Consider the following 22,972-nt stretch of genomic DNA (forward strand, 5'->3'; position numbering starts at 1 on the left):
AAGGGACGTTGTTTCCAAACTTTAACAATTTTTACTTTTTACATGGGAAGAGGGGACGATGAGTTATTCGATAAGGCAGTCCGGATATAAGCTTCCCGGTAACACAAACCTTTATTGTCAGAAAGCGGGTTTCTGATATCCATTATATGCCTCCGGAAATTTCTCCGAAAATAAATGGGAGTAAAAAAAGAGTCCGGTTTCCCGAACCCTTTAATCATTTCCCATCCTGAGGGTTACCCCTTCGAGGCCTTGACCTGTTTTTGGAGTGCCTTGATCCGTTCCTTCAGCCTCTTCTCTCGTTTGTCTCTATCCTGGACATAGCGGGTTTCAATGGCTTCCACATCAGCCTTATAGTACTCCTTCATGGCCATATAAAAGGCAACATTGGTACTGTCATTGGTATGGTTCCGCTCCCCGAAGTGTACCTGACTGGTGAGCAGAAACCGGATAAGCCTGTTCAGGGTAGCTTCTTTAAAGTGCTTCCTGAAATGGTTCACGATCTCTTCCCTGGAGCCTTTGATGGTATCTCCAAAGAAACCCTGGAAGTGCTGGCCTTGGGCGGTATACCCGATATTATTCTGGTAAAGGGAGATGGCAAAAGCGGCCATTTCGTCGGTGGACAAGGGTTTATCCATGTTGATGTACTCCGTTTCCCGGATCATTTGTACCACTTCCTCGAACAGCTTGTTGTTTTCGATTTCCTTTTTCCGGGTTTCCCGTGCTTTGATCTTGGTAATCTGTTCTTCCGGGGTACATTCAGACATTTTTCGCTTTTCCAGGGGCAGGGTATGGGTAGCTTCTTTCCCGTTGGCGTTTTCCCTCATCTTAACGAAGATCTCTTCGGTCTTATAGGTGTCGGTATCCAACAGCATACCTTTTTCAAATCCGTTTGTAGTGGCAGAATCATAATGCTTCTTCGCTTGCTTGTATTCTTCTAAGGCTTCATCCAGGTTCTCTTGTAGCTGCTGATCTGTATACTCGTAAAACCGATTTTGATACTTGATGGCCTTCAGGGTCGGTTCTACCGGTTTTTTAATAATCTCCAGCTCATCGATCATGGAGATGGTAAAACCCTGTTTTTCCATTTGAGCGATAACCATTTGGTTACGTTCCTCATCTTTCCAGTACTTGCTGATCTCGGGTACTAACCGGAACCCTTCCTTTTTGGCCCTTTCGATCAGGTTCAATAGGGTCCTGGACTTTTTGCTTTCAAAACAGGCTGTTCGGGTACAGACCATTTTACCTTCGCCAAAGAGGTTACCCTGGTTGGCGGCATTAAAGGGGCAGATGGTACAGGCTCCTGTTTTGGGCATTAGTTTTTTATCGGATAGATCAAAGGGAGCCTTGGCCAGGTCAAAGGTTTGTTGGTCTACCATTCGTTTGACCTGGTTGGCCTGGAACTTCCCATTCAGGCTTTCCAGCATCATCTGTTGTTCCCCGGCTTCGAACAGTGCTACGGCTACCCCGAGAGAAAGGGACATTTCTCCACTTCTGATGAACTCTTTGAACCCTTCGATCAGCCCTGCCAGTTTAAGCCGTTGCCGAACGAAATTTTCTGAGCGCCCCAGGCGTTTGGCAATCTCTGCCGGATCGTATATATCGACCAGGAAAGCGATGGCCTCGGCCTCTTCGGTGGGTTCCACATCCTTGCGTTGCAGGTTTTCGATGATCTGCACCTCCATGATGTCGTTACCGGAGTATTCTCTGACCATGACTGGAATGGTCTTTTGCCCTGCCAGTTTACTGGCCCGGTAGCGGCGTTCGCCCATAACGATGATGAAATTCTTACCTGATCTCCGGACAGTGATGGGTTGCAGTACCCCGTGCTGGGCAATGCTCTGAGCCAATAATTTTAAGCCTTCATCGTTGAAGGTCTTTCGGGGCTGGTTAGGATCGGGTTTTACGGAATCCATGTCCAGGTATTGCACCTGAAGGAGGGAGGATTTTCTGGCAACTTCATTTTTGGAAGTGTTCGGAGTTGTTTTTCTTTTACCCGCAGTTTTGCCGGTTTGTCTTTGTTTTGTCTTCGTTTCCATGATACATGAATTTATGGTTAAACAATATTTGAGCAGGACACCAAGCGGAAGACAAATTTTTGGAGTGGCAAGGAAACGGAATAAAAAGTGAGGGAGGAACGGCTTTATGCCGTCCCTTGTCCGAGAAAAGTTTGCGAGCTTAACTTTCGGGAATATTGTATGAGCATATATTTATAGTACTGTTTTTTTCTAAGCTAAGCGCTGTTCTAAAGGTAGCCCTGTGTTTGTTAGGGAATCTGGAATCATGATTGTTCATTATTTTAAGATGTTCATGAAACATGAACAAATAGAAAGTTGGGCGAATCCAGTAAAAAGCCAACTCGTTGAGTAGGTTAAAAAGGATCACTGCAACCAATTTTTAAGAGGATGAAAATTTGGATCTTTTTGGGGAAATTGAGTATATTGGATACCTGTAGTGTATTTTGATTGAAGAAAGAAAAGTTGTGTAACTGCTGTATGTGAAATAGCTTATGGACGGGGTTCTCGAAATGGTATATTTAGGTGAGATTGTCTTGCAATCCAAGATTGCAAAAAAGGCTTCCGATCGTCTGTCCGTTACCTATGAGAATTTCGACGAGATTGAAATTTGGTCTTCGATCCAATCCATTCTTGCGGCAGCCGGGAACCTCTCCAAGATACTCTGGCCCCAGAAAAAGCATTGTGCCCGTGGCAAACATTTGCGGAGGCTACTCAATGTCGATAACGATAATTTACTTTCATACCGTACGTTCCGAAATCATTTCGAGCATTATGACGAACGAATAAGCGATTGGTTTTCAAATCAATCCTCCGCTGTCTATAGAGATTTGGATATCGATCCTTTCCCATCAACCTGGAAAATGGTCGATCGCAATAAAAATGGCTCATACGATCCCCTTGCGAAGGTCTTAACATTTCGGGGCAAATCATTAAACTTGAGAGAGGTTTTGGATGCTATAGGGGACATTCAACTTAATTGCGGTTCTTTCAGATTGACTTGAACTATTGTAAAAAGTAACCAGAGGACTATAAACGTAGTACAGGCTTCATAGTGCTTCACTTTCAACTTTGCCATTAATTAAGTTTTCACTTTCGTCTGCATTGCGTTCGCATATTCCAATTCAACCTAAGCTTTGGCAGTAAACTAAAATTATTGCCAAAGCTTAGGAAAATGACAGGTCCGGATTTGTTATCAGGAGAACGTTTCTTTGTTGTTTGTACAGAAAAACAAAAAATAATGATGTGAATAAAATAATCTTGAAGGGATGGTGAAATTATCAATAATGTTCATTATATTTGAATGTTCATGTTTCATGAACAAAGCTTCAAAATGAACTAAGCAATGGATTTTCTGTATTTTAAAAACTTCATCGAAGGCTTGGATATGGATATCGAGGCCAATTTCCTGAGCGCACCGGACCCTCCCGGACTGCCGGTGTATGAACTCAACGGTGAACAGGTTTCTGTTTATTTCAGAAATGAGATCAGGCAGCACAATGTACCGTTCATCCTAAAGGAGGAACAGGAATTTCCGTTATTGGTGGCCGCCAGGTACATTACCCCAACGGCCAAGGATATGTTGAGGGCCGAAAGGATCAATTATATGGACAGTTTTGGCAATGCCTATTTCAACCTTCCCGGGTTGAGGGTGTATCTGGAACGCCATAATGCGACGCCCTATGTAAAGCCTTCCTCAAAAGTGTTTACGCAGGCCGGGGGACAACTGATCTATCATTTTCTACAAAACCCCGATCTGGTCAACGAGACCCAACGTTATCTGGCACATATCAGCATGATTTCCCTGGGGAGCGTGAGCAAGGTCATGCAGGGGCTGTCCGAACATGGCTATATTTTCCACGAGGGCGAAAACAAAAGATACCAGCTCTTGGGATATAAGGAACTATTGGACCGCTGGGTACCTCTGGTCAATGAAAAGATATTGCCCAATTTCCTGTTGGGCACCTATTCCTTTTCCGGAGATTTACAGAGCGACTGGAAGAACCAATTCTTAAGGCCCCAGGTATTCTGGAGTGGGGAGCCGGCCGCAGCATTGCTGACCGATGATTTCTTTCCACAGAAATTCAGTATGTTCACCACGTTCAGGGAAAAGAGGGATATCCTCCAGACCTTAAAACTCGTACCGGACCCCAATGGGAATGTTACCTTATATGCACCGTTCTGGATGGAAACCAACAAAATGGAAACGGCTTCTAACTATGTAGGGTATAAAAATGTGGTACATCCGGTACTGATATATGCCGAGTTGGTATATTCAGGGGAACCAAGAAATCTGGAAATGGCACAAAACATCTTGAATGAGTACCTCGAACCACAGTTTTAAAGCATATTCCTTTGCCCAGCACGGGGAGGTTTACAGAATTCTGGAAAAGGTTTTTGCTGAACATGGAGTCAACTATTACCTGATAGGGGCCAATGCAAGGGATATTGCCCTGTACCGGGCGGGGGAAAGACCGATAAGGGCCACAGCTGACATTGATTTTGCTATAATGGTCCCGGACCATGATCGATACAATGCCATAAAACTGGAACTCAAAAAGTATGGATTTGATGATGTAGGACGAAATATGCCTTACCGGATGTTCCATGAAGGATCAAAGACGGTACTCGATCTGTTGCCGTTCGGGGGTATTGAGGAAAACAGGATGGTTTCCTTCCTGAATGAAAAGATAGAGCTTTCAGCAGTGGGGATGCAACAGGTGGCGGAAGACATTGAAATGTTTGAACATCCGGAAGGGTTCAGCATACCCTTTAGCCCTGCACATGGCTTGGTAATCCTGAAGTTGATTGCCTGGTCCGAAAAACCGGAGATCCGGATGAAGGACCTGGGCGACACGGCGGAAATCTTACGGATCGCCTGGGCACTATATGAACCGGAACTCTACCGGGAGAATGCCGAACATGCCGATCTGTTCGGGTTGGAAGATTTTGAAATGCATAGTGTTTCGGCACGGATTATGGGCCGGAAAATGCAGCGCATCCTGAAACTGGATCGGGACCTGGGTGATAAGATCAAAGGATTGTTAGAGAAAGAACTGGATGCAGAAACCGGGCCGCTGACTCTGGCCTTGGCCAAGGCATTGGATAAAGACCTCGCCTTCGCCAGAAAAATAGTCAGGGCCATGCAAACGGGCATTTTGGAATTTGATGCATAATCGAAATGGAACAATATGTTTAAGAACTTATTTTCAAACATGGAATTCACCAGTGGGACCGGGTTCTTTAAAGTGAACAAAAATGAGTTAATTGAAATAAACCAACTAAACGGCAACGGTCATTTTGGATATATTCTTATTACTGAACGCAAAATCTTCAGGAAACGCTTCAGGCTAAACTATTCTCAAATGATCATATTTCGTTTCCGTGTATTCCAAGTTTTTCTTTGAACTCTTCAGTTTGGATTTTAATTGCATCATATCCTTGCTGATTTTCTTTTCAACGACCCTGGCATACTTCTGTGTAGTTGATAATTTGGTATGGCCCAACATTTTTGAAACCGTTTCAATGGGGACATCATTTAAAAGAGCTATCGTGGTTGCAAAAGTATGACGCGCCACATGGAAGGTGAGATTCTTATCAAAATTACATAGTTTGGCAATTTCCTTAAGATATTTATTAATCTTTTGGTCACTGAATACCTGTAATAGTGAATAGTTATTTTCAGCAGATGGATAATCGGCATATTTTTCAAGAATTTCTTTAGCTTCATCCAACAACGGCAGCTTAACAGGAGTCTTAGATTTCTGGCGTCTAACCATAATCCATTCTTCTCCATCTATTCCATTGACGATGTCCTTTTTTTTCAAATTCTTCACCTCAATATAACAAAGCCCTGTATAGCAGGAGAAAACAAATATATCCCGTACCAAGCACATGCTTTTATTTGAAATAGTAAGCATGACCATTGAATCAAGTTCAAACTGTTCCAGAAATGGGCAATCAAACTCTTCATACTTCAGCTGGTACAAGGCAAACGGGTTTGTCTTGATCCACCCGTGTTTCAAGGCTAAGGTGGTCATCTTTTGCAAGCGTTCGAGGTGTTTCATAATCCCATTGTTGTTGAGTGGTTGGCCTTCCCGTAATGGGGGACAAGTGCGGAGATAATCTTCAAAGTTTACTATGAATGTATAACCTACCTGGACCAGTGGAATATCTTTTGACTTATATTGCTTTTTTATAAATCGCTCGACATACTTTTCCGTGGCACCATAATTCCCCCTCGTACCAGGCGCCAGTTTCTTCAGTTCATGCTCCTTATGATACTTTAGAAGTTCCTTAACAGTCGTAACAGCTCTGTCCTTCCCCAGGTAGCGGGCCTTAATGGCCTGTGCTGTTATTGGTCTTTCTTCATTCTTTAATTCCTTATAAGCCTTTTTAATTTGGGAAACGATCAAATCAAGATTGTCGTTGAGGAATTTTGCTTTTTCTTTCCGTTTCTTTACCCTGGTTGCTTTGGTACACCAATGTTGTTCAAGGACGGCTTCCTTGGTACTGATGTCGGCATAAAGGCTGTTTATCCAGATACGTGCATAGATCGGGATCGTTCGATCTTTTCTGATGGCGGTTTTTTTCAACCAGAAGTGAACATTGAATGTGTGTGTAATTGTCATCACTTTCGTTTTAGATTGGAAAATCAGTTAAAACGAAAGCCAAATCGCCTCGAAAGTCAAATACGGGCCTTGAACTGTAAATTTAGGAATTTATCTCCTAAACTAAATAGGACATCAAATAGGACATCAATGAATACGCTTTTAAATGGATACAAAAAAAACCAGTGAAAATACATTTCACTGGTTTTCATTTATTTACGTATTAAAAGTTTAATTTTAATACCCTATAAGTGGGGAGAGCAGGATTCGAACCTGCGAAGGTAAAACCAACAGATTTACAGTCTGTCCTCGTTGGCCGCTTGAGTATCTCCCCTAAGCTTTTGTCATGTAGTATACCCGGTAAACGAGCGGTGCAAATATAGGATTGTTTTGCTTTTGTACAAGTAAAAATTTCAGGAAGTTCGGGGATGAAATTACAACTATCTGAAGGTGTTGGTTTTGGGCTTATTGACGGATTGGGCCCTCGTCAGAGATCCGGGTAATAATCTCGGAAGGCTCCGATTGGAAATCTACCCGGAGGGTACCGGGCTGTTTTCTGAACCAGGTGAGCTGCCGTTTGGCGAACCTCCGGGTGTTCTTTTTGATTTCTTCTACGGCAAATTCCAGTTCGCAATCTCCTTCCAGGTAACGGAACAATTCCTTGTACCCTACGGTCTGAAGTGCATTCAGGTGCTGGTGGGGGAGCAGGGCTTTAGCTTCTTCCAGCAAACCGTTCTGCATCATGAGGTCTACCCGGCGGTTGATCCGGTCGTAGATTACCTGCCGTTCTGCATCCGGTGTTATGGAAAGGGTGTTGAAAGGGCGGGATTGTTTTTTCCCCTTGAGAAAGGAAGAATACGGTTTTCCGGTGCCCTTGCTTATTTCCAGGGCGCGGATCACGCGTTGCGGGTTATGGAGGTCTACCTGTTGGTAATACAGGGGGTCCAGTGCCTTCAATTCCTGCTGTAATGCGGTAATTCCTTCTTTGCGGAGCGTAGTGTTCAGCGCATCTCTCAGGGCTGGGGATACTTCCGGGAAATCGTCGAGCCCGTACAGTACGGCATTGACATAAAGACCGCTGCCCCCGGCCATAATAACCGTATCGTGTTCCTGGAAGAGGTCTTTCAGGAGCGCTATGGCATCCTGTTCAAAATCGCCTACGGTGTAGGTTTCGAATATGCTTTTGTGCTGGATAAAATAATGGGGGACTGCAGCGAGCTCTTCCGGTGAAGGAACTGCGGTACCTATGGACATTTCCCTGTAAAACTGCCTGGAGTCTGCAGACAGGACTACGGTCTTGAAATGCCTGGCCAGTTGAATGGCCAGTGCGGTCTTGCCTATGGCCGTAGGCCCTACAACGCTGATCAGGTATTTACTGTTTTCCGGTTCCAAGTTCGAATAAGAGATAAAAATTAATCTTCCCCTCCGTTATCCTGTCCGGGAAGGGCAGGGAGTTCTTTTCCGCAGTGATAGCAATACCTCGCCTGCGGTATATAGTTTGGGGTCTGGCATTGGGTACATATTCTGCCTCCTGCCTTAAGGGCCTTTTCATGCTCTTCCCTTTCGCGTTTTGACTTGGCGTATTCCACTGTTACGATACCGGTAGGAACGGCTATGATACCGTAACCGAGGATCATGATGAGCACGGCGATAAGCTGTCCCAGCTCCGACTGCGGGGCGATATCCCCGTATCCCACGGTGGTCAGGGTAACGATGGTCCAGTATATACTCCTGGGAATACTGGTGAAACCGCTGTTGTGGTCCTGTTCGATAATAAACATTAACGAGCCGATAACCACAGAGATAATGAGCACCGTATACAGGAACACCACGATCTTTGTCCTGCTCGCGGTAAGTGCTTCCCTGAGCTGTGAAGCTTCCCCGATAAAACGCATCAGCTGAAGGATACGGAATACCCTTAGCAGTCTCAGCGATCTTATGGTAGCCAGCACGTGAGTGTTTATAAAGAAAAAGGACAGGTACATGGGCAGTATGGAAATGAGATCGATAATCCCGTAAAAACTGAAGATGTAATTCCATGATTTTTTGACGGTTATGATCCTGAGAATATACTCAATGGTAAAGATGATGGTGATAACCCATTCCAGGATCATGAGAAGGTTGTGATACTTGCTGTCTATCTCCTCGATACTTTCGAACATGACCACGAAAATGCTGAGTATGATAAGAATGAGAATGCAGATATCAAACAGCCTCCCTGCAGGAGTATTCACCCCATATATAATGATATGGGTCTTCTGTTTCCATATCTCGTATCTGGATTTTATTTTCTCTCTCACGGTTTTCCGAAAGTAAGTTTGTGATGTGTAAGTATTTCCGGTATAAATATAAGAGTTAAATTCGGCAATTAAGAATTTGTGCCCCCATGATTGCCCGGTTTCCCCGGAGTATCGAATTCTACGATCTTATACCCGTTGTTCTTTCTGAGAAAAGACTGTATGATATGCCGTGCGTCTGCCGTGTTTTCCATAGGGGTGAGCACCTTTTTCAGAATCTCGATATTGTTTACCTGGTAGTTTAGGTCAAAGAATGCAATTCCTTTAAAAACAGACTCTTCTATCATAACAACGCTGCGTTCTCCGGTACTCCGCCCCTTGTCGATGATAAGCATATTGTCGTGAGGATAACTGTATTTCTCCAGTGCATTCCGCACCCTTTGATTATAGCTTTCTGCCGGTTCCCGGCCCACGCATGCTCCGCGACACTGCTGTACCGTGTAGTTATGGCAGTGTTTCCGGGCTTCGGATATGCCTGTGAGTTTCGGGCATAATCCGTATTCTTCGGTCATTTTGTAGAGCAGGGTCCGGGCTTCATGTACGGAAGTGAAGGTCATTACCGCGGATTGATGCTTTTTCTGGCGTTTCCCGGTACTGTCGATATAGAGGTTCAGGTATCCTTTTTCGTCCGTCCCGCAATACAGTCCGAAGGAAAACAGGGGAAACCGGTATTGCGGATTGTATTTCGGCCTGTTTTTCCTGATCTCATCGTGCTCCTTGAGGGACGCGATAAGCACACTTCCGGTTTCTTCATAGGTCACGGCACTGACTTCCTGCTGGATGAGCTTCGACCTCTTTCCGGTGCGTGTAAACTGTTTGTTGACCTTGTTCCTTATATTCTTGCTTTTTTCAATAAAGACAATGTTGCCGTCCTTGCGGTGTACGTAATATACTCCTGTGGTTTCGGGAAGTTCTTCCACGATATGCAGCAGTTTGGGAGACAGTGTCCCCGTATCTTCAGATTTGATACTTTCCCTTACGATGGTCTTGGACTGGTCTTTGGCCAGCAACAGCTTAAAAAGCTTTACGGTAGCCTGGGCATCGCCATTGGCCCTGTGCCTGTCGCTTACCGGGATCCCGAGAGAGCGGACCAGTTTTCCCAGGCTATACGATCCGGCTTCGGGTATCAGTTTCTGAGAAAGTTCTACCGTACAGAGTGTTTTCCGCTTGTAGTCGAACCCCAGTCGCTGAAATTCGGTACGGAGTATGCGATAGTCGAACTGGGCGTTATGAGCTACTATGGTACAGTTTTCGGTGATCTCGACAATGCGTTTTGCCACCTCGTAAAATTTCGGGGCAGACCGCAGCATGGCATTGTTTATCCCGGTCAGGTTTACCACAAAGGGCTGTATTTCCTTTTCGGGGTTTATCAGACTGATAAAACGGTCCGTAACCTTGTGTCCGTCAAACCTGTGTATGGCTATTTCGGTAATCCCCTCTTCATTGTATTGACCTCCTGTCGTTTCGATGTCTAATATTGCGTACATATATCCCTGATCCGCAGAACCCGTCCGTTTTCCCCTCGTGGGCGGAGGTGTTCTGAAAAAATTTAATGATAGTTCCTCGCCCCAAATATACTACTTCCTATCCGAACCATGGTACTGCCGCAATCTATTGCGATCCTGTAATCACCGCTCATCCCCATGGAAAGGACCTGTATTTCAGGAGATAAGGAAGACGATTTGTCGAACAGTTTTTTCAGGCCGGAAAACTCTTTTCTCACCTGTGCTTCATTATCCGTAAAAGTAGCCATACCCATAAGCCCGACCACCTTTACATGGGTCAAAGTATGGAGTTCTTCCGACCGGAGCAGCTCCAGTACCTCGTTTTCGTCCATTCCGAACTTGGTCTCTTCCTCGGCGATGTGCACCTGCAGGAGACAGGAAATGCTCCGGTGGTATTTTGCGGCCTGCTTGTTGATCTCCCTGAGGAGTTTCAGGCTGTCTACCCCGTGAACCAGGGAGACGTATTCGGCCATGTATTTTACCTTGTTCCGCTGGACATGCCCTATCATGTGCCATTCGGTATCTTCGGGCATCTGCTGCCACTTTCCTGTCATTTCCTGTATCTTGTTTTCCCCGAAAATACGCTGTCCCGCCCTATAAGCTTCCATCAGGTCTGCGACCGGTTTGGTTTTGGATACGGCAACCAGGCTTACATGCCCGGGAAGCTCCTCTTTAATCGCTTTCAGATTTTCAGATATACTCATCATTCCTTGATTCAGATAAAATTTAAAATTTGTCAATACCCCCGGAGCATCTCAAATCTCACTTAGTGAGTAAATGGTCAGACCGCTTCTTAGTTTCGGTTCGATAAATGTGCTTTTAGGAGGCATTTTCAATCCTGCATCGGCCGTGGCCCTGATCTCATCCATGGTAAGGGGGAGCATCCCGAAACCTACGGTGTATTTTCCCTTGTCTATCTGTGTCTTCATGTCAACGATATTGTTTTTCCCGCTGCCATAGCCTATCCGGTTGTCGTTCCGGAGGTCCGCTATCCCCAATACCGGTTTCAGGATGGTATCGTACAGTAACTGCGGATCCAGAGTACTCAGCACATCCCCGAAACGATACGCGGTCTTTCTCAGGTAGAGGGAGTAGAACTCTCCGTCGAGATACATGGTAAAATGGTGTTTTTTTGAGGGTTTATACCATTCCGTATCCCGGTCCTCTATACGGTAATACTCATCGAGCCTGATCAGGAAATCCTCTTTTGAAAGCCCGTTGAGCCCCTTGACCATACGGTTGAATTCATATATCCTGAGGGAAGATTCCGGTATAAAATATCCCATAAAGAAATTATAGGGCTCTTTCCCGGTATGGTGAGGATTAATTTGTTGCCTGCGTTCTGCGAGGAGGACCGATGAGGCCGTCCTGTGATGCCCGTCGGCGATGTAGATACTTTTCATCGCGGAAAATTCGTTCCGGACCGCTGCTATTTTTTCAGGGTTCGACAGCTTCCACAGGTAATGGGTTATCCTGTCTGTGGTGGTGAATTCGTATTCGGGAACGGCCGCGGTCACTTCGGCAATGACTTTTTCGAGGGGTGCGCTGTCAGGATAGGTAAGCAATACAGGCTCAGAGTTGAACCCCACCGTATCCAGGTACTCCATAAACAGTTCTTCCCGCGTCCTGATGGTTTCTTCGTGTTTTTTGATCACGTCATTTTTGTAATCATCCACACTTGCACCTCCCAGAAAACCACAGAAAACATGTTTCCTGGTTTTTTGTTTATAGATGTACAGTGAAGGTGTTTCATCCCGGATAAAAATTTCCTCTTCCCTGAATTCCAGGTACCTGTTCCGCACCAGCCTGAACCGGTCCTCACCCGAAACCTCCCGGTGAAACTTATATCCGGGATTAACGATATGCAGGAAAGAGTAGGGGTTATACCTGAGCCTGGCTTCCCGTTCTTTTTTGGAATAACTCTCATACGACCTCGACGCTACCAGTCCCACCTTGTCCCTGGAAGGCCGTACGGCCCTGAAAGGTTGAATTAATGCCATGCGCTGTTCTCTTTTTTACGAGGGGCAAATGTGGCCCCTGTGTTGTTTATTGTTGTTGTTGCGGCAATGCGCGGGAGGTACATTGTTCGAATATCCGTAATTTTTATATGTGTGATATGTGGAGACGCAAAATATTGCGTCTCTACGAAAACATGGGGGATATTTTTTCTGCCTTTTTGCTCTCGCTGTAATCGTAGAACCCTTCGCCCGATTTTACCCCCAATTTTCCGGCGGTGACCATATTCACCAGCAACGGGCAGGGCGCGTATTTCGGGTTCTTAAATCCGTCATACATGACGTTCAGGATCGACAGGCACACATCCAGCCCGATAAAGTCGGCCAGTTGTAAGGGACCCATGGGGTGGGCCATCCCCAGTTTCATCACGGTATCTATTTCCGCAACTCCCGCCACACCGTGATAGAGGGTTTCCACAGATTCGTTGATCATGGGCATCAGGATACGGTTGGCTACAAAACCGGGGTAGTCATTGACCTCTACCGGTATTTTCCGGAGTTGTCCGGAGAGGGCGGTAACGGTCTTTGCGGTTTCGTCGGAGGTGTCGTATCCCCGTATGATCTCCACCAGTTTCATCAGGGGAACGGGATTCATAAAGTGCATGCCTATTACCTTGTCCGGTCTTTGGGTTACCGAAGCGATACGGGTAACGGATATCGACGATGTATTGGTCGCCAGAACGGTATCTTCATGGCAGTATTCCTCCAGTTTTCGGAAGATATCCAGTTTAAGGGCAGTATTTTCGGTAGCGGCTTCCACCACCAGGGAGACTCCGGCAACGGCTTCTTTCATATCTGTTGAGAGAGTTATCCGGTTTAGTGTTGCCGTTTTATCTTCTTCACTGATGGTTTCCCTGGCGATCATCCGGTCGAGGTTTTTCGCTATGGTAGCCATTCCCTTTTCCAGCGCCTGTTCACCAATATCGACGAGACTTACCTTAAAGCCGGATTGTGCAAAAGTATGAGCGATACCGTTTCCCATTGTTCCGGCACCGATAACTGCAATATTCTTCATAGTGTGCTATTTATGTGTTTAGTGTAAATGTTCTCTGGCTGTCCGGGGTACGTTCCGGGCCTGTCACGAGGCTGCCGGCCGGCAACAGAACAGGCTGTTCTGCATCGCCGGGAACAACGGGGCCCCGGTATGTTCAGAAGTTGGCGATGATCTCCATGGCCACTTTAAGAGCTTCCTTGCCCTGGGTAAGGGTAACTACGGGCGAGGTGTTGTTTGCAATGGCGTCGGCAAAGGTTTCCAGCTCGTCGAGAATGGCATTGTTGACCGGAATTTTCGGATTTTCGAAATAGATCTGTTTCTTGATCCCTTCGGCATTCTGGAGGATCAGGGCAAACTCATCCTCTTTGCGGGGGGCATCTTTCATTTTGACGACTTCCACTTTCTTTTCCAGGAAATCTACCGAGATATAGGCATCCTTCTGGAAGAAGCGTGATTTGCGCATGTTTTTTAACGAGATCCTGCTGGCCGTAAGGTTGGCCACACAACCATTTTCAAAGGCAATACGCGCATTGGCAATATCCGGCGAATTACTGATCACCGAAACCCCGCTGGCATTGATGCTTTTCACGGGAGCATCTACCAGGCTCAGTACAATATCGATATCGTGTATCATAAGGTCCAGTACCACCGGAACGTCGGTCCCCCTCGGGTTGAACTCGGCAAGCCGGTGGGTTTCTATAAACATCGGGTTCCGTATCTTATCTTTTACTGCAAGAAAGGCAGGGTTAAAACGCTCTACATGCCCCACCTGTCCCTGGCCCCCGTGTTTCCCGGCCAGGGCTATGATCTTTTCGGCCTCCTCCACGGTATTGGCAATGGGCTTTTCTATAAAAATATGCTTCCCTTTTTCGAGGGCCTTTTTTGCACAGTCGTAATGCGACAGGGTAGGTGTGACAATATCAACCACATCAACGGCCTCAATAAGCTCTTCTACCGAGGAAAACATATGGTACCCGAATTCCCTGGCCACTTTTCTCGCATTTTTCTGATCCGGATCATAAAATCCGGCAAGTTCGTATTTTGAAGACTGCTTTAATAATCTAAGGTGAATCTTTCCGAGGTGCCCGGCACCCAGAACTCCGGCTTTAAGCATAGGAACAGTTTATTGATTTCAACAAAAATAAGGTTTTCGGATCAATACCACCAAGATTATACAGGGATTATTAAGGGTTGTTGCAGGTTTAAGCTCGGAGCCTGAAGTCGGGAGTCGGGAGTTGTTATTCCGATTGCAATGGAGGAATCTCCGGTCTTACGATATGTTATTGAAGTTTCTTTGGGCTGGGGTGTAGATTCCCTGCCTGCCGGACAGGCGGGTTCACTCCGCTGCGCTGCGTTCTGAATGACAGGATTGTCCCGAGCGCAGTCGAGGAATCTCCGGTCAAACCAAACCTTCAACTTGTAACCAAATCAGCGAACTCAAACTAAGAACTAATAAACTATTTACGGATTTGCCCAATAGTTTTTTCGTCGTAACTTTACCTGCACATCAATTGCAATACGATCTTGAAAGATACCCTGAAACATAAAGGAAAGCGCAACAGGCTTGCAGAAATCATTGCGGGCAAGGGGGTTTCGGACCCCGGGGTGCTGGATGCCGTCAGGCAGGTGCCCAGACATCTTTTTATGGATAGCAGTTTTGAAGATCACGCCTATCAGGACAAGGCTTTTCCCATAGCTGCCGGACAAACCATATCACAACCTTTTACCGTAGCCTTCCAGACGGAACTGCTGGAGGTTGCCCCGGGAAAAAAGATCCTGGAGATCGGTACCGGAAGCGGGTACCAGACGGCCGTACTTCTGGAAATGAAAGCCAGGGTATATACCATAGAACGGCAACTGGAACTGTTTAAACGGACCAGCCTTTTTCTCCCCAAACTGGGGTATCGCCCCAAAAAAATGATTTTTGGCGATGGGTATAAGGGACTCCCGGAAGAGGCTCCTTTTGACGGTATTATTGTAACCGCCGGAGCACCGGAGGTGCCGAAGCCATTGCTGGCCCAGCTGAAAATAGGAGGGCGGCTGGTGATCCCCGTCGGGGAAGATACCCAGATCATGACCATGTTTGTCCGCAAGTCGGCAAAGGAATTCGCAAAGAGTGAGTTCGGGGAATTCCGTTTTGTCCCCCTGCTGGAAAATAAGAGTTAAAGGGCAATTATTGATCCGCATAACCCCCTGTCTTAACAATCGGGGCGGTTTAAGGAATTATATGAGCTGCAGTTCGTTTTTATATTTCAGTATTACGTATAATATTTGTATATTTACATGTAAAACAATGGTATGGACAAGAAACTCACATTAAGTCTCGATCAGGCTGTCATTGAAAAGGCAAAGGTTTATGCCAGGTCGAACAATATAAGTTTGTCAAAGCTTATTGAGTCTTATCTGGCTTCACTGACAAAGCGCACAAAAAGAAAACCGGAAATTACACCTCTGGTGGAAAGTTTAAGCGGTGTTATTGATCTGCCGAAATAGCCAGGCCATCATTCCGGGTGTATACCGGGTTTCATCTGTAACATAATACACGATTATTATGATTTTATGACTTAAGGGGAAATAAAATCTGTTTCGGGGCTTGGTAATTGAAAAAACTTTATGATATTTGTTCACATGAAAAGATATTTCATACATATTATTACTGTCATTACTGTGGTGATTATATCATCGTAGCAGGGAATGGTATGTATGAAACGATCTGAAGAGCCTTCCCTGAAACCGGGAAGGCTTTTTTTATTTCATCTGACCCTTAAAAATGAATATTGTGATAAGGAATACGGTCATTATTATAGTCATCGTCATTAGCCTGTTTCCGGGTTGATACAGTGGTCTTATGCCGTATGCGAAGGGCCTGTATCAACCGGATGGTGGATACGGGCCCTTGATTTTTAAGGCTGTCGTAATTTTTGGATATGATAGTTGAATGCATTTTAATATGTTGTAAATCAACAGTGTAATAATTCATGAGGGATGTTGAGTTTAAAGAACGGAATTCATGTTAAAATGCTGGTGATTTTATATAAAATAATTTAGCTGTTCGTAAAGTATTGTAGAGAAAACTAATTTTTATTGAAGAATGTTAAATACGTATAGTAGACAAGTTACCCAGGACCCTACCCAGCCCGCAGCTCAGGCGATGCTCCACGCATTGGGGCTCAGCGATGAAGACCTCAAAAAACCACTGGTAGGCATTGCGAGTACGGGGTATGAGGGCAATCCGTGTAACATGCACCTTAACAAATTGTCTGAATATGTAAAACAGGGTACTGCGGAAGTTGATCTTATCGGTCTCATTTTTAATACGATCGGGGTGAGCGACGGTATATCGATGGGGACGGAAGGAATGCGTTATTCTCTCCCTTCGAGAGATATTATCGCAGATTCTGTCGAAACCGTAGTCAAGGGAATGTGTTATGACGGTGCCGTAACCGTAGTGGGATGTGACAAGAATATGCCGGGAGCACTTATGGCTCTTTTAAGAATAAACAGGCCGGCGGTACTGGTCTATGGCGGAACCATCGCTGCAGGATGTCACAACGGGAAAAAACTGGATGTAGTTTCTGCTTTTGAAGCCTGGGGCGGAAAGGTGGCCGGAAGCATATCGGAAGAAGAGTATAAAAATGTGATCCACAAAGCTTGCCCGGGGGCCGGTGCCTGCGGGGGAATGTATACGGCCAATACCATGGCTTCTGCCATAGAGGCGATGGGGATGGCCATACCGCAGAATTCCTCTATCCCGGCAGAGAACGACGGCAAGAAGGAAGATTGTATAGCTGCCGGAAAAGCATTGAGACACCTGCTTGAGAAAGATATTAAACCCAGGGACATCGTTACCAGGAAAGCATTGGAAAATGCTTTTCGCCTGGTTACCGTACTCGGAGGGTCTACCAATGCAGTACTTCATTTTATGGCGATAGCCAAGGCGGCGGAGATAGAATTCTCCCTGGACGATTTCAGGAGGATCAGTGAAAACACTCCTTTCCTGGCCGACCTGAAACCCAGCGGGAAATACGTCATGGAAGACCTTCACAGGGTGGGAGGTATTCCTGCCGTACTGAAATTTATGCTGAAGGAAGGGATGTTACACGGCGACTGTCTTACGGTTACCGGGAAAACGCTGGCAGAAAATCTCGAAGCTTTTCCCGATCTGGAAGAAGGGCAGGACATCGTGCGGTCCCTGGACCATCCCATTAAGAAAACGGGACATATCCGCATTCTGTACGGCAATCTTGCCGAAGAAGGCGCAGTGGCGAAGATCACCGGGAAAGAAGGGCTGAATTTTACCGGGAAAGCCAAGGTGTTTGACGGTGAATTCGAAGCCAACCGGGGGATAAAGGAAGGTAAGGTACAAAAAGGCGATGTCGTTATCATTCGTTATGAAGGACCGAAAGGAGGCCCGGGAATGCCGGAAATGCTCAAGCCTACTGCCGCTATTATGGGGGCCGGACTCGGGAAGGAAGTGGCCCTTATTACAGACGGACGCTTTTCGGGAGGGTCGCACGGTTTTGTGGTAGGGCACGTATCTCCGGAGGCCCAGGACGGCGGAAACATAGCCCTGGTGAAAGACGGGGATGTCATTACCATAGATGCCGAAAAAAATACCATAGAAGTGGAACTTACGGAAGAAGAATTAAAAGCGCGAAGGGCCGGATGGCAACAACCTCCGCTGAAACACAAAAAAGGAATATTGTATAAATACGCCAGGACGGTTTCATCTGCATCACAGGGTTGTGTAACAGACGAATTCTAAACATCTTTAATCCGTATGGAGTATACCGGATAAACGTCTGCAATACCCCATAACCGGCGTAGCAATAATAGATAAGTATGGAAACATTAAAGGAAAGATTAGCAGAAACGGAGACAAAGGCAGCCATAAGAATAAGTGGTGCGGAAGCCGTTATCCGTTGCCTTCTCGAAGAAGGAGTGGATCTGATTTACGGATACCCCGGAGGTGCCATTATGCCGGTGTATGACGAATTGTTTAAGTTCCAGGACCAGTTGCATCACGTGCTTACCCGCCACGAGCAGGGTGCTGCACATGCGGCCCAGGGATATGCGAGGGTTACCGGAAGGGTAGGGGTCGCCATGGCAACCTCGGGCCCGGGAGCAACCAACCTGGTTACCGGTATTGCCGATGCACAGATAGATTCCACCCCCCTGGTGTGTATTACCGGGCAGGTGGCCCGTCACTTGCTGGGAACCGATGCCTTTCAGGAAACCGATATCATAGGGATATCGACCCCGGTGACCAAATGGAGTTACCAGGTCACCAGGGCTGCCGATATTCCCAAAGCGCTGGCCAAGGCCTTTTATATAGCACGCTCCGGACGTCCCGGACCCGTACTGATCGATATTACGAAAAATGCCCAGTTCGAGGAATTTGACTTCTCTTATAAAAAGTGTACCGGTATCCGGAGTTATAAACCGAAACCGGTGGTAAAACCGGAAAAGGTACAGGAAGCGGCTGCGGTAATTAATGCGGCAAAGAAACCGTTTATTGTGTTCGGACAGGGCGTCATACTGGGCAGGGCCGAAGCGGAATTAAAAGCCTTTATTGAAAAGACGGGGATTCCGGCTGCCAGTACGGCTCTGGGGCTTTCCGCATTGCCTTCCGATCACGAATTCCATACGGGAATGGTCGGGATGCACGGTAATTATGCCCCCAACCTGCTGACCAACGAATGTGATGTCCTTATCGCACTGGGTATGCGTTTTGACGACAGGGTTACGGGAAACCTGGAAACCTATGCCAGGCAGGCAAAGGTGCTCCATTTCGAGATCGATCCGGCAGAGATCGACAAGAATGTAAAAACCGATGTGGCAGTGCTGGGTGACCTGAAGGAGACACTCACACAATTATTGCCCCTCCTTGAAGAAAACAGGCATGAATCCTGGCATCAGAAGTTCAAGGATATGCATGCCATAGAATACGATAAAGTGATCAGGAACGATCTTTTCCCGGAAAAGGAAAAACTCACCATGGGAGAGGTTATAAGACGGATCAATACCAGGACAAACAACAATGCGGTGATCGTTTCCGATGTGGGACAACACCAGATGATCGCCTGTCGTTATGCCCGGTTCAATCAGACCAAGAGCAATGTAACCTCAGGGGGGCTCGGTACTATGGGGTTTGCCCTTCCGGCAGCCATAGGTGCCAAAATGGGAGCAATGGAGAGAGAAGTCGTAGCCATCATAGGCGACGGGGGCTACCAGATGACCATCCAGGAACTCGGGACCATATTCCAGACGAAAGTCCCGGTAAAGATCGTGGTACTCAACAATGACTTCCTGGGCATGGTGCGCCAGTGGCAACAATTGTTCTTTGACAAACGCTATGCCTCTACCGAGTTGATAAACCCGGATTTTGTCACCATTGCCAAGGGGTACCATATTCCGGCAAAACGGGTGACCAGAAGGGAAGATCTCGACGCAGCCATAGATGAGATGATAGCTTCGGAAGAAGCTTATTTTCTCGAAGTCTGCGTGGAAAAGGAAGACAATGTATTTCCCATGATCCCTACGGGGGCATCGGTATCCGATTGCAGGCTGGAATAAACAGGAAGGGTAATAACAGAAATCAGCATATAAAAAATGAATAATACATATACTGTTTCCATATATTCGGAAAACAACATAGGCCTGCTGAACCGTATTTCAGCGATCTTTTTGAAACGACATATCAATATAGAGAGCCTTACGGTCTCGGAGTCGGAGATCGAAAATGTAAGCCGCTTTGTGATCGTGGCCGATATGAGTGAAGACCAGGTGCGCAAAATAGCGGGACAGCTGGAAAAGCAGATAGAGGTCATCAAGGCCTACTATCACACCGATGAGGAAACCATCTATCAGGAGACCGCATTGTTCAAGATAAAGTCAAGCCTGCTGTTTGACGAACGGCAGATACAGAATATCATAAAAAATAGCAATGCCAATATCGTTACGGTGGCCCGGGAATTTTTTGTCATAGAAAAAACGGGAAGGCGGCACGAAACCGATGCGCTGTACGACGAGCTCGTACCTTTCGGGATCATGCAGTTTGTCCGCTCGGGCAGGATAGCCGTGTCGAAGAGCGAAATGAACATATCGGCCCTGCTCCGGGAATTTCAGAATGCCTGACCCGGTTTAGGGTCCGCGGAGGGAGATTCTTGTCACCAAGCATTAAATAAACTAAAATTGAATTTTAAAATAAACTATAACAATGGCAAATTATTTTAACACGCTTCCGTTGAGGCTTCAGTTACAGCAATTAGGAGTATGTGAATTCATGGACAGCTCCGAATTTGACGAAGGTGTAAAAAAACTTTTAGGTAAAAAGATCGTAATTGTAGGATGTGGGGCCCAGGGACTTAACCAGGGGCTCAATATGAGGGATTCCGGCCTGGATATTTCTTATGCCCTTCGTGAAGCAGCCATTAAAGAACAACGGCAATCGTATAAAAATGCCACCGGGAACGGTTTTAAGACAGGCACCTATGAGGAGCTTATCCCTACGGCAGATATGGTGTGTAACCTGACCCCGGACAAACAGCATACTTCGGTGATCAGTACCGTGATGCCCCTGATGAAAAAAGGAGCTACACTGTCTTATTCGCACGGGTTCAACATCGTGGAAGAGGGCATGCAGATCCGTGAAGATATCACCGTGATCATGGTAGCCCCGAAATGTCCCGGTTCTGAGGTAAGGGAAGAGTACAAACGCGGATTCGGGGTTCCTACCCTTATTGCGGTTCATCCCGAGAACGACCCGAACGGGGACGGACTGGAACAGGCCAAGGCTTATGCTGCAGCTACCGGCGGGCACCGGGCCGGGGTATTGCGCTCTTCTTTTGTAGCGGAAGTGAAGTCTGACCTTATGGGAGAACAGACCATTCTGTGCGGACTGCTGCAAACAGGGTCTATCCTGAGCTTCGATAAAATGGTGGAAAAAGGTATCGAGCCCGGATATGCGGCCAAGCTGATACAATACGGATGGGAAACCATCACCGAGGCCTTGAAACACGGGGGGATCACCAATATGATGGACCGCTTGTCCAATCCCGCCAAGATAGAAGCCTTTCGCCTTTCGGAAGAGTTGAAAGATATTATGCGCCCGCTGTTCCAGAAGCATATGGACGATATCATGAGCGGTCATTTTTCCAAAACTATGATGGAGGACTGGGCCAATGATGATAAAAATCTCCTGACCTGGAGAAAGGCCACCGGGGAAACGGCTTTTGAAAAGACGGAAATCACCTCAGACCCTATTCCGGAACAGGAATATTTCGATTGTGGCGTACTGATGGTAGCCTTTGTAAAATCAGGTGTGGAGCTGGCTTTTGAGACCATGACCGAAGCCGGGATCATTGCAGAATCGGCGTATTACGAATCGCTGCATGAAACACCGCTTATAGCCAATACCATTGCCAGGAAAAAACTCTATGAGATGAACAGGGTCATTTCGGATACGGCGGAGTACGGGTGCTATCTCTTCGATCATGCCTGTAAGCCCCTGCTGGGAGACTTTATGAAAAAGATAGATACCGACGTGATCGGAACATCTTTCGGTACGGATAATACCGTAGATAACCGGGAACTCATACAGGTCAACGACCAGATAAGGAAACACCCGGTAGAGAAAGTCGGGGCGTATTTGCGTGCGTCGATGACCGAGATGAAGAAAATAGTTTAATTTCACGATTGCAACTAAGACCATTACCCCGGGGAGTGTTCCGGGGTATTGGTTTTCAGCCGGACCACTTCGTTTGAACAAGGAACAAAAGATGAACAGAGAATCTGCGAAACAGGATTTCAGCCATAAGTCGACCAACGAAGAGATAAGATCGCGTTTCGACAAGGATGTGGAACGTTTTTCCAACCTGGACACCGGTCAGAAATCGACCATAGATGCACCGGTTTCCCTGGAGCTCATTACCGGGGCGGCAAAAGCGGTGAACCCGGAAGCCACCGATCTCCTCGATATCGGATGCGGAGCGGGTAATTATACCCTTAAAATGCTTTCCAGGATACCGGACCTGAACTGTAGTCTCGTAGACCTTTCGTTACCCATGCTCCGCAGGGCAGAGGAACGCATCAGGCCGAATACCGGCGGACGTATAGAAACTTTTTACGGGGATATCCGGGATGCCCGCTTTTCAGACGGGCAGTTCGATATTGTCCTTGCGGGAGCCGTAATGCACCATCTGAGGGATGATAGCGACTGGGAGAGCGTCTTTGAAAAGGTGTATCGTATTTTAAAACCCGGAGGAAGTTTCTGGATATCAGACCTTGTTGCACACGATTCGGGAAAAATACACACCTTTTTCTGGAAAGAATACGGCAGGTACCTGGAACAGATAGGCGGGGCTGATTACAGGCAGAATGTATTTGAGTATATCGAAAAGGAAGATTCGCCGAGATCGGTGACCTACCAGATGGAATTATTGCGAAAAACAGGATTCGGCGAAGTAGAAATTTTACATAAAAACGGCTGTTTTGCTGCTTTTGGGGCCATTAAGTGACCCAAGGCAGTAAATGACAAG

20 protein-coding genes and 1 tRNA gene are annotated in these 22,972 nt (G+C 46.5%); 10 read left to right on the forward strand and 11 right to left on the reverse strand.

Translation table 11 applies throughout. From position 1 onward, the window contains the following. Positions 1-233 precede the first annotated feature (233 nt). Positions 234-2,036, reverse strand: coding sequence for a ParB/RepB/Spo0J family partition protein (locus DN748_RS10060; protein ID WP_112371657.1), 1,803 nt, complete (start codon positions 2,034-2,036; stop codon positions 234-236). 470 nt (positions 2,037-2,506) lie between these two features. On the opposite strand from DN748_RS10060, the gene DN748_RS19090 reads away from it, so the two are divergent. From DN748_RS19090 to DN748_RS10075, 3 genes are all read left to right on the forward strand, one after another. Further along, positions 2,507-3,016, forward strand: coding sequence for a hypothetical protein (locus DN748_RS19090; RefSeq protein WP_112371658.1), 510 nt, complete (start codon positions 2,507-2,509; stop codon positions 3,014-3,016). 341 nt (positions 3,017-3,357) lie between these two features. Beyond that, positions 3,358-4,356 carry a type IV toxin-antitoxin system AbiEi family antitoxin gene (locus tag DN748_RS10070; RefSeq protein ID WP_112371659.1) on the forward strand — a complete coding sequence of 333 codons (999 nt, stop codon included), beginning with the start codon at positions 3,358-3,360 and terminating at the stop codon, positions 4,354-4,356. Continuing rightward, positions 4,331-5,188 (forward strand): nucleotidyl transferase AbiEii/AbiGii toxin family protein, encoded by an 858-nt coding sequence (locus tag DN748_RS10075; RefSeq protein WP_112371660.1) that lies wholly within the window; start codon positions 4,331-4,333, stop codon positions 5,186-5,188. The genes DN748_RS10070 and DN748_RS10075 overlap by 26 nt, the downstream gene beginning before the upstream one ends. A 174-nt stretch (positions 5,189-5,362) precedes the next feature. Here DN748_RS10075 and DN748_RS10080 read toward each other — a convergent pair whose 3' ends face one another. The 9 genes from DN748_RS10080 to DN748_RS10120 all read right to left on the reverse strand — a co-directional run bounded on the left by DN748_RS10080 (position 5,363) and on the right by DN748_RS10120 (position 14,547). Next, positions 5,363-6,643, reverse strand: a complete 1,281-nt coding sequence (locus DN748_RS10080) for a site-specific integrase (protein ID WP_112371661.1) — start codon at positions 6,641-6,643, stop codon at positions 5,363-5,365. A gap of 231 nt (positions 6,644-6,874) precedes the next feature. Next, a tRNA-Tyr gene (locus tag DN748_RS10085) sits at positions 6,875-6,956 on the reverse strand. 131 nt (positions 6,957-7,087) lie between these two features. Beyond that, positions 7,088-8,014, reverse strand: coding sequence for a tRNA (adenosine(37)-N6)-dimethylallyltransferase MiaA (miaA, locus tag DN748_RS10090; protein ID WP_112371662.1), 927 nt, complete (start codon positions 8,012-8,014; stop codon positions 7,088-7,090). A gap of 20 nt (positions 8,015-8,034) precedes the next feature. After that, entirely contained in the window at positions 8,035-8,922 is an 888-nt protein-coding gene (locus tag DN748_RS10095) for an ion transporter (protein ID WP_112371663.1), read from the reverse strand. A 68-nt stretch (positions 8,923-8,990) separates the two neighbouring features. Next, positions 8,991-10,406, reverse strand: a complete 1,416-nt coding sequence (locus tag DN748_RS10100) for an exonuclease domain-containing protein (protein ID WP_112371664.1) — start codon at positions 10,404-10,406, stop codon at positions 8,991-8,993. A gap of 62 nt (positions 10,407-10,468) precedes the next feature. Then, positions 10,469-11,128, reverse strand: a complete 660-nt coding sequence (locus tag DN748_RS10105) for a YggS family pyridoxal phosphate-dependent enzyme (RefSeq protein ID WP_112371665.1) — start codon at positions 11,126-11,128, stop codon at positions 10,469-10,471. A 51-nt stretch (positions 11,129-11,179) separates the two neighbouring features. Then, the gene (locus DN748_RS10110) at positions 11,180-12,424 is read right to left on the reverse strand and encodes a DUF1015 domain-containing protein (RefSeq protein WP_112371666.1); all 1,245 of its coding nucleotides are present in this window, start codon (positions 12,422-12,424) and stop codon (positions 11,180-11,182) included. A 142-nt stretch (positions 12,425-12,566) separates the two neighbouring features. After that, a complete protein-coding gene (locus DN748_RS10115; protein WP_112371667.1) occupies positions 12,567-13,454 on the reverse strand; it encodes a 3-hydroxyacyl-CoA dehydrogenase family protein in 888 nt (295 codons plus the stop codon). Positions 13,455-13,587: 133 nt separating this feature from the next. Continuing rightward, on the reverse strand, positions 13,588-14,547 hold the full coding sequence (locus DN748_RS10120; RefSeq protein WP_112371668.1) for a Gfo/Idh/MocA family oxidoreductase: 960 nt from the start codon (positions 14,545-14,547) through the stop codon (positions 13,588-13,590). A gap of 410 nt (positions 14,548-14,957) precedes the next feature. Here DN748_RS10120 and DN748_RS10125 point away from each other — a divergent pair, with 410 nt between their 5' ends. Continuing rightward, positions 14,958-15,599 carry a protein-L-isoaspartate(D-aspartate) O-methyltransferase gene (locus tag DN748_RS10125; RefSeq protein WP_112371669.1) on the forward strand — a complete coding sequence of 214 codons (642 nt, stop codon included), beginning with the start codon at positions 14,958-14,960 and terminating at the stop codon, positions 15,597-15,599. 132 nt (positions 15,600-15,731) lie between these two features. Next, positions 15,732-15,926, forward strand: coding sequence for a DUF6364 family protein (locus DN748_RS10130; RefSeq protein ID WP_112371670.1), 195 nt, complete (start codon positions 15,732-15,734; stop codon positions 15,924-15,926). Positions 15,927-16,197: 271 nt separating this feature from the next. Here the strand turns inward: DN748_RS10130 and DN748_RS10135 are convergent, their stop codons facing one another. Continuing rightward, positions 16,198-16,377: a hypothetical protein gene (locus tag DN748_RS10135; RefSeq protein WP_112371671.1), complete on the reverse strand. Its 180-nt coding sequence runs from the start codon at positions 16,375-16,377 to the stop codon at positions 16,198-16,200. A 147-nt stretch (positions 16,378-16,524) separates the two neighbouring features. On the opposite strand from DN748_RS10135, the gene ilvD reads away from it, so the two are divergent. From ilvD to DN748_RS10160, 5 genes are all read left to right on the forward strand, one after another. After that, positions 16,525-18,198 (forward strand): dihydroxy-acid dehydratase, encoded by a 1,674-nt coding sequence (ilvD, locus tag DN748_RS10140; RefSeq protein ID WP_112371672.1) that lies wholly within the window; start codon positions 16,525-16,527, stop codon positions 18,196-18,198. A gap of 77 nt (positions 18,199-18,275) precedes the next feature. Continuing rightward, a complete protein-coding gene (ilvB, locus tag DN748_RS10145; RefSeq protein ID WP_201741460.1) occupies positions 18,276-20,009 on the forward strand; it encodes a biosynthetic-type acetolactate synthase large subunit in 1,734 nt (577 codons plus the stop codon). A 36-nt stretch (positions 20,010-20,045) separates the two neighbouring features. Next, a complete protein-coding gene (gene ilvN / locus DN748_RS10150) occupies positions 20,046-20,570 on the forward strand; it encodes an acetolactate synthase small subunit (protein ID WP_112371674.1) in 525 nt (174 codons plus the stop codon). An 82-nt stretch (positions 20,571-20,652) separates the two neighbouring features. Continuing rightward, the gene (gene ilvC, locus DN748_RS10155) at positions 20,653-22,122 is read left to right on the forward strand and encodes a ketol-acid reductoisomerase (RefSeq protein ID WP_112371675.1); all 1,470 of its coding nucleotides are present in this window, start codon (positions 20,653-20,655) and stop codon (positions 22,120-22,122) included. Between the two features lie 91 nt (positions 22,123-22,213). Next, positions 22,214-22,951, forward strand: coding sequence for a class I SAM-dependent methyltransferase (locus DN748_RS10160; protein ID WP_112371676.1), 738 nt, complete (start codon positions 22,214-22,216; stop codon positions 22,949-22,951). Positions 22,952-22,972: the final 21 nt, after the last annotated feature.

The organism is Sinomicrobium soli (assembly GCF_003285545.1).
GTDB lineage: Bacteria > Bacteroidota > Bacteroidia > Flavobacteriales > Flavobacteriaceae > Sinomicrobium.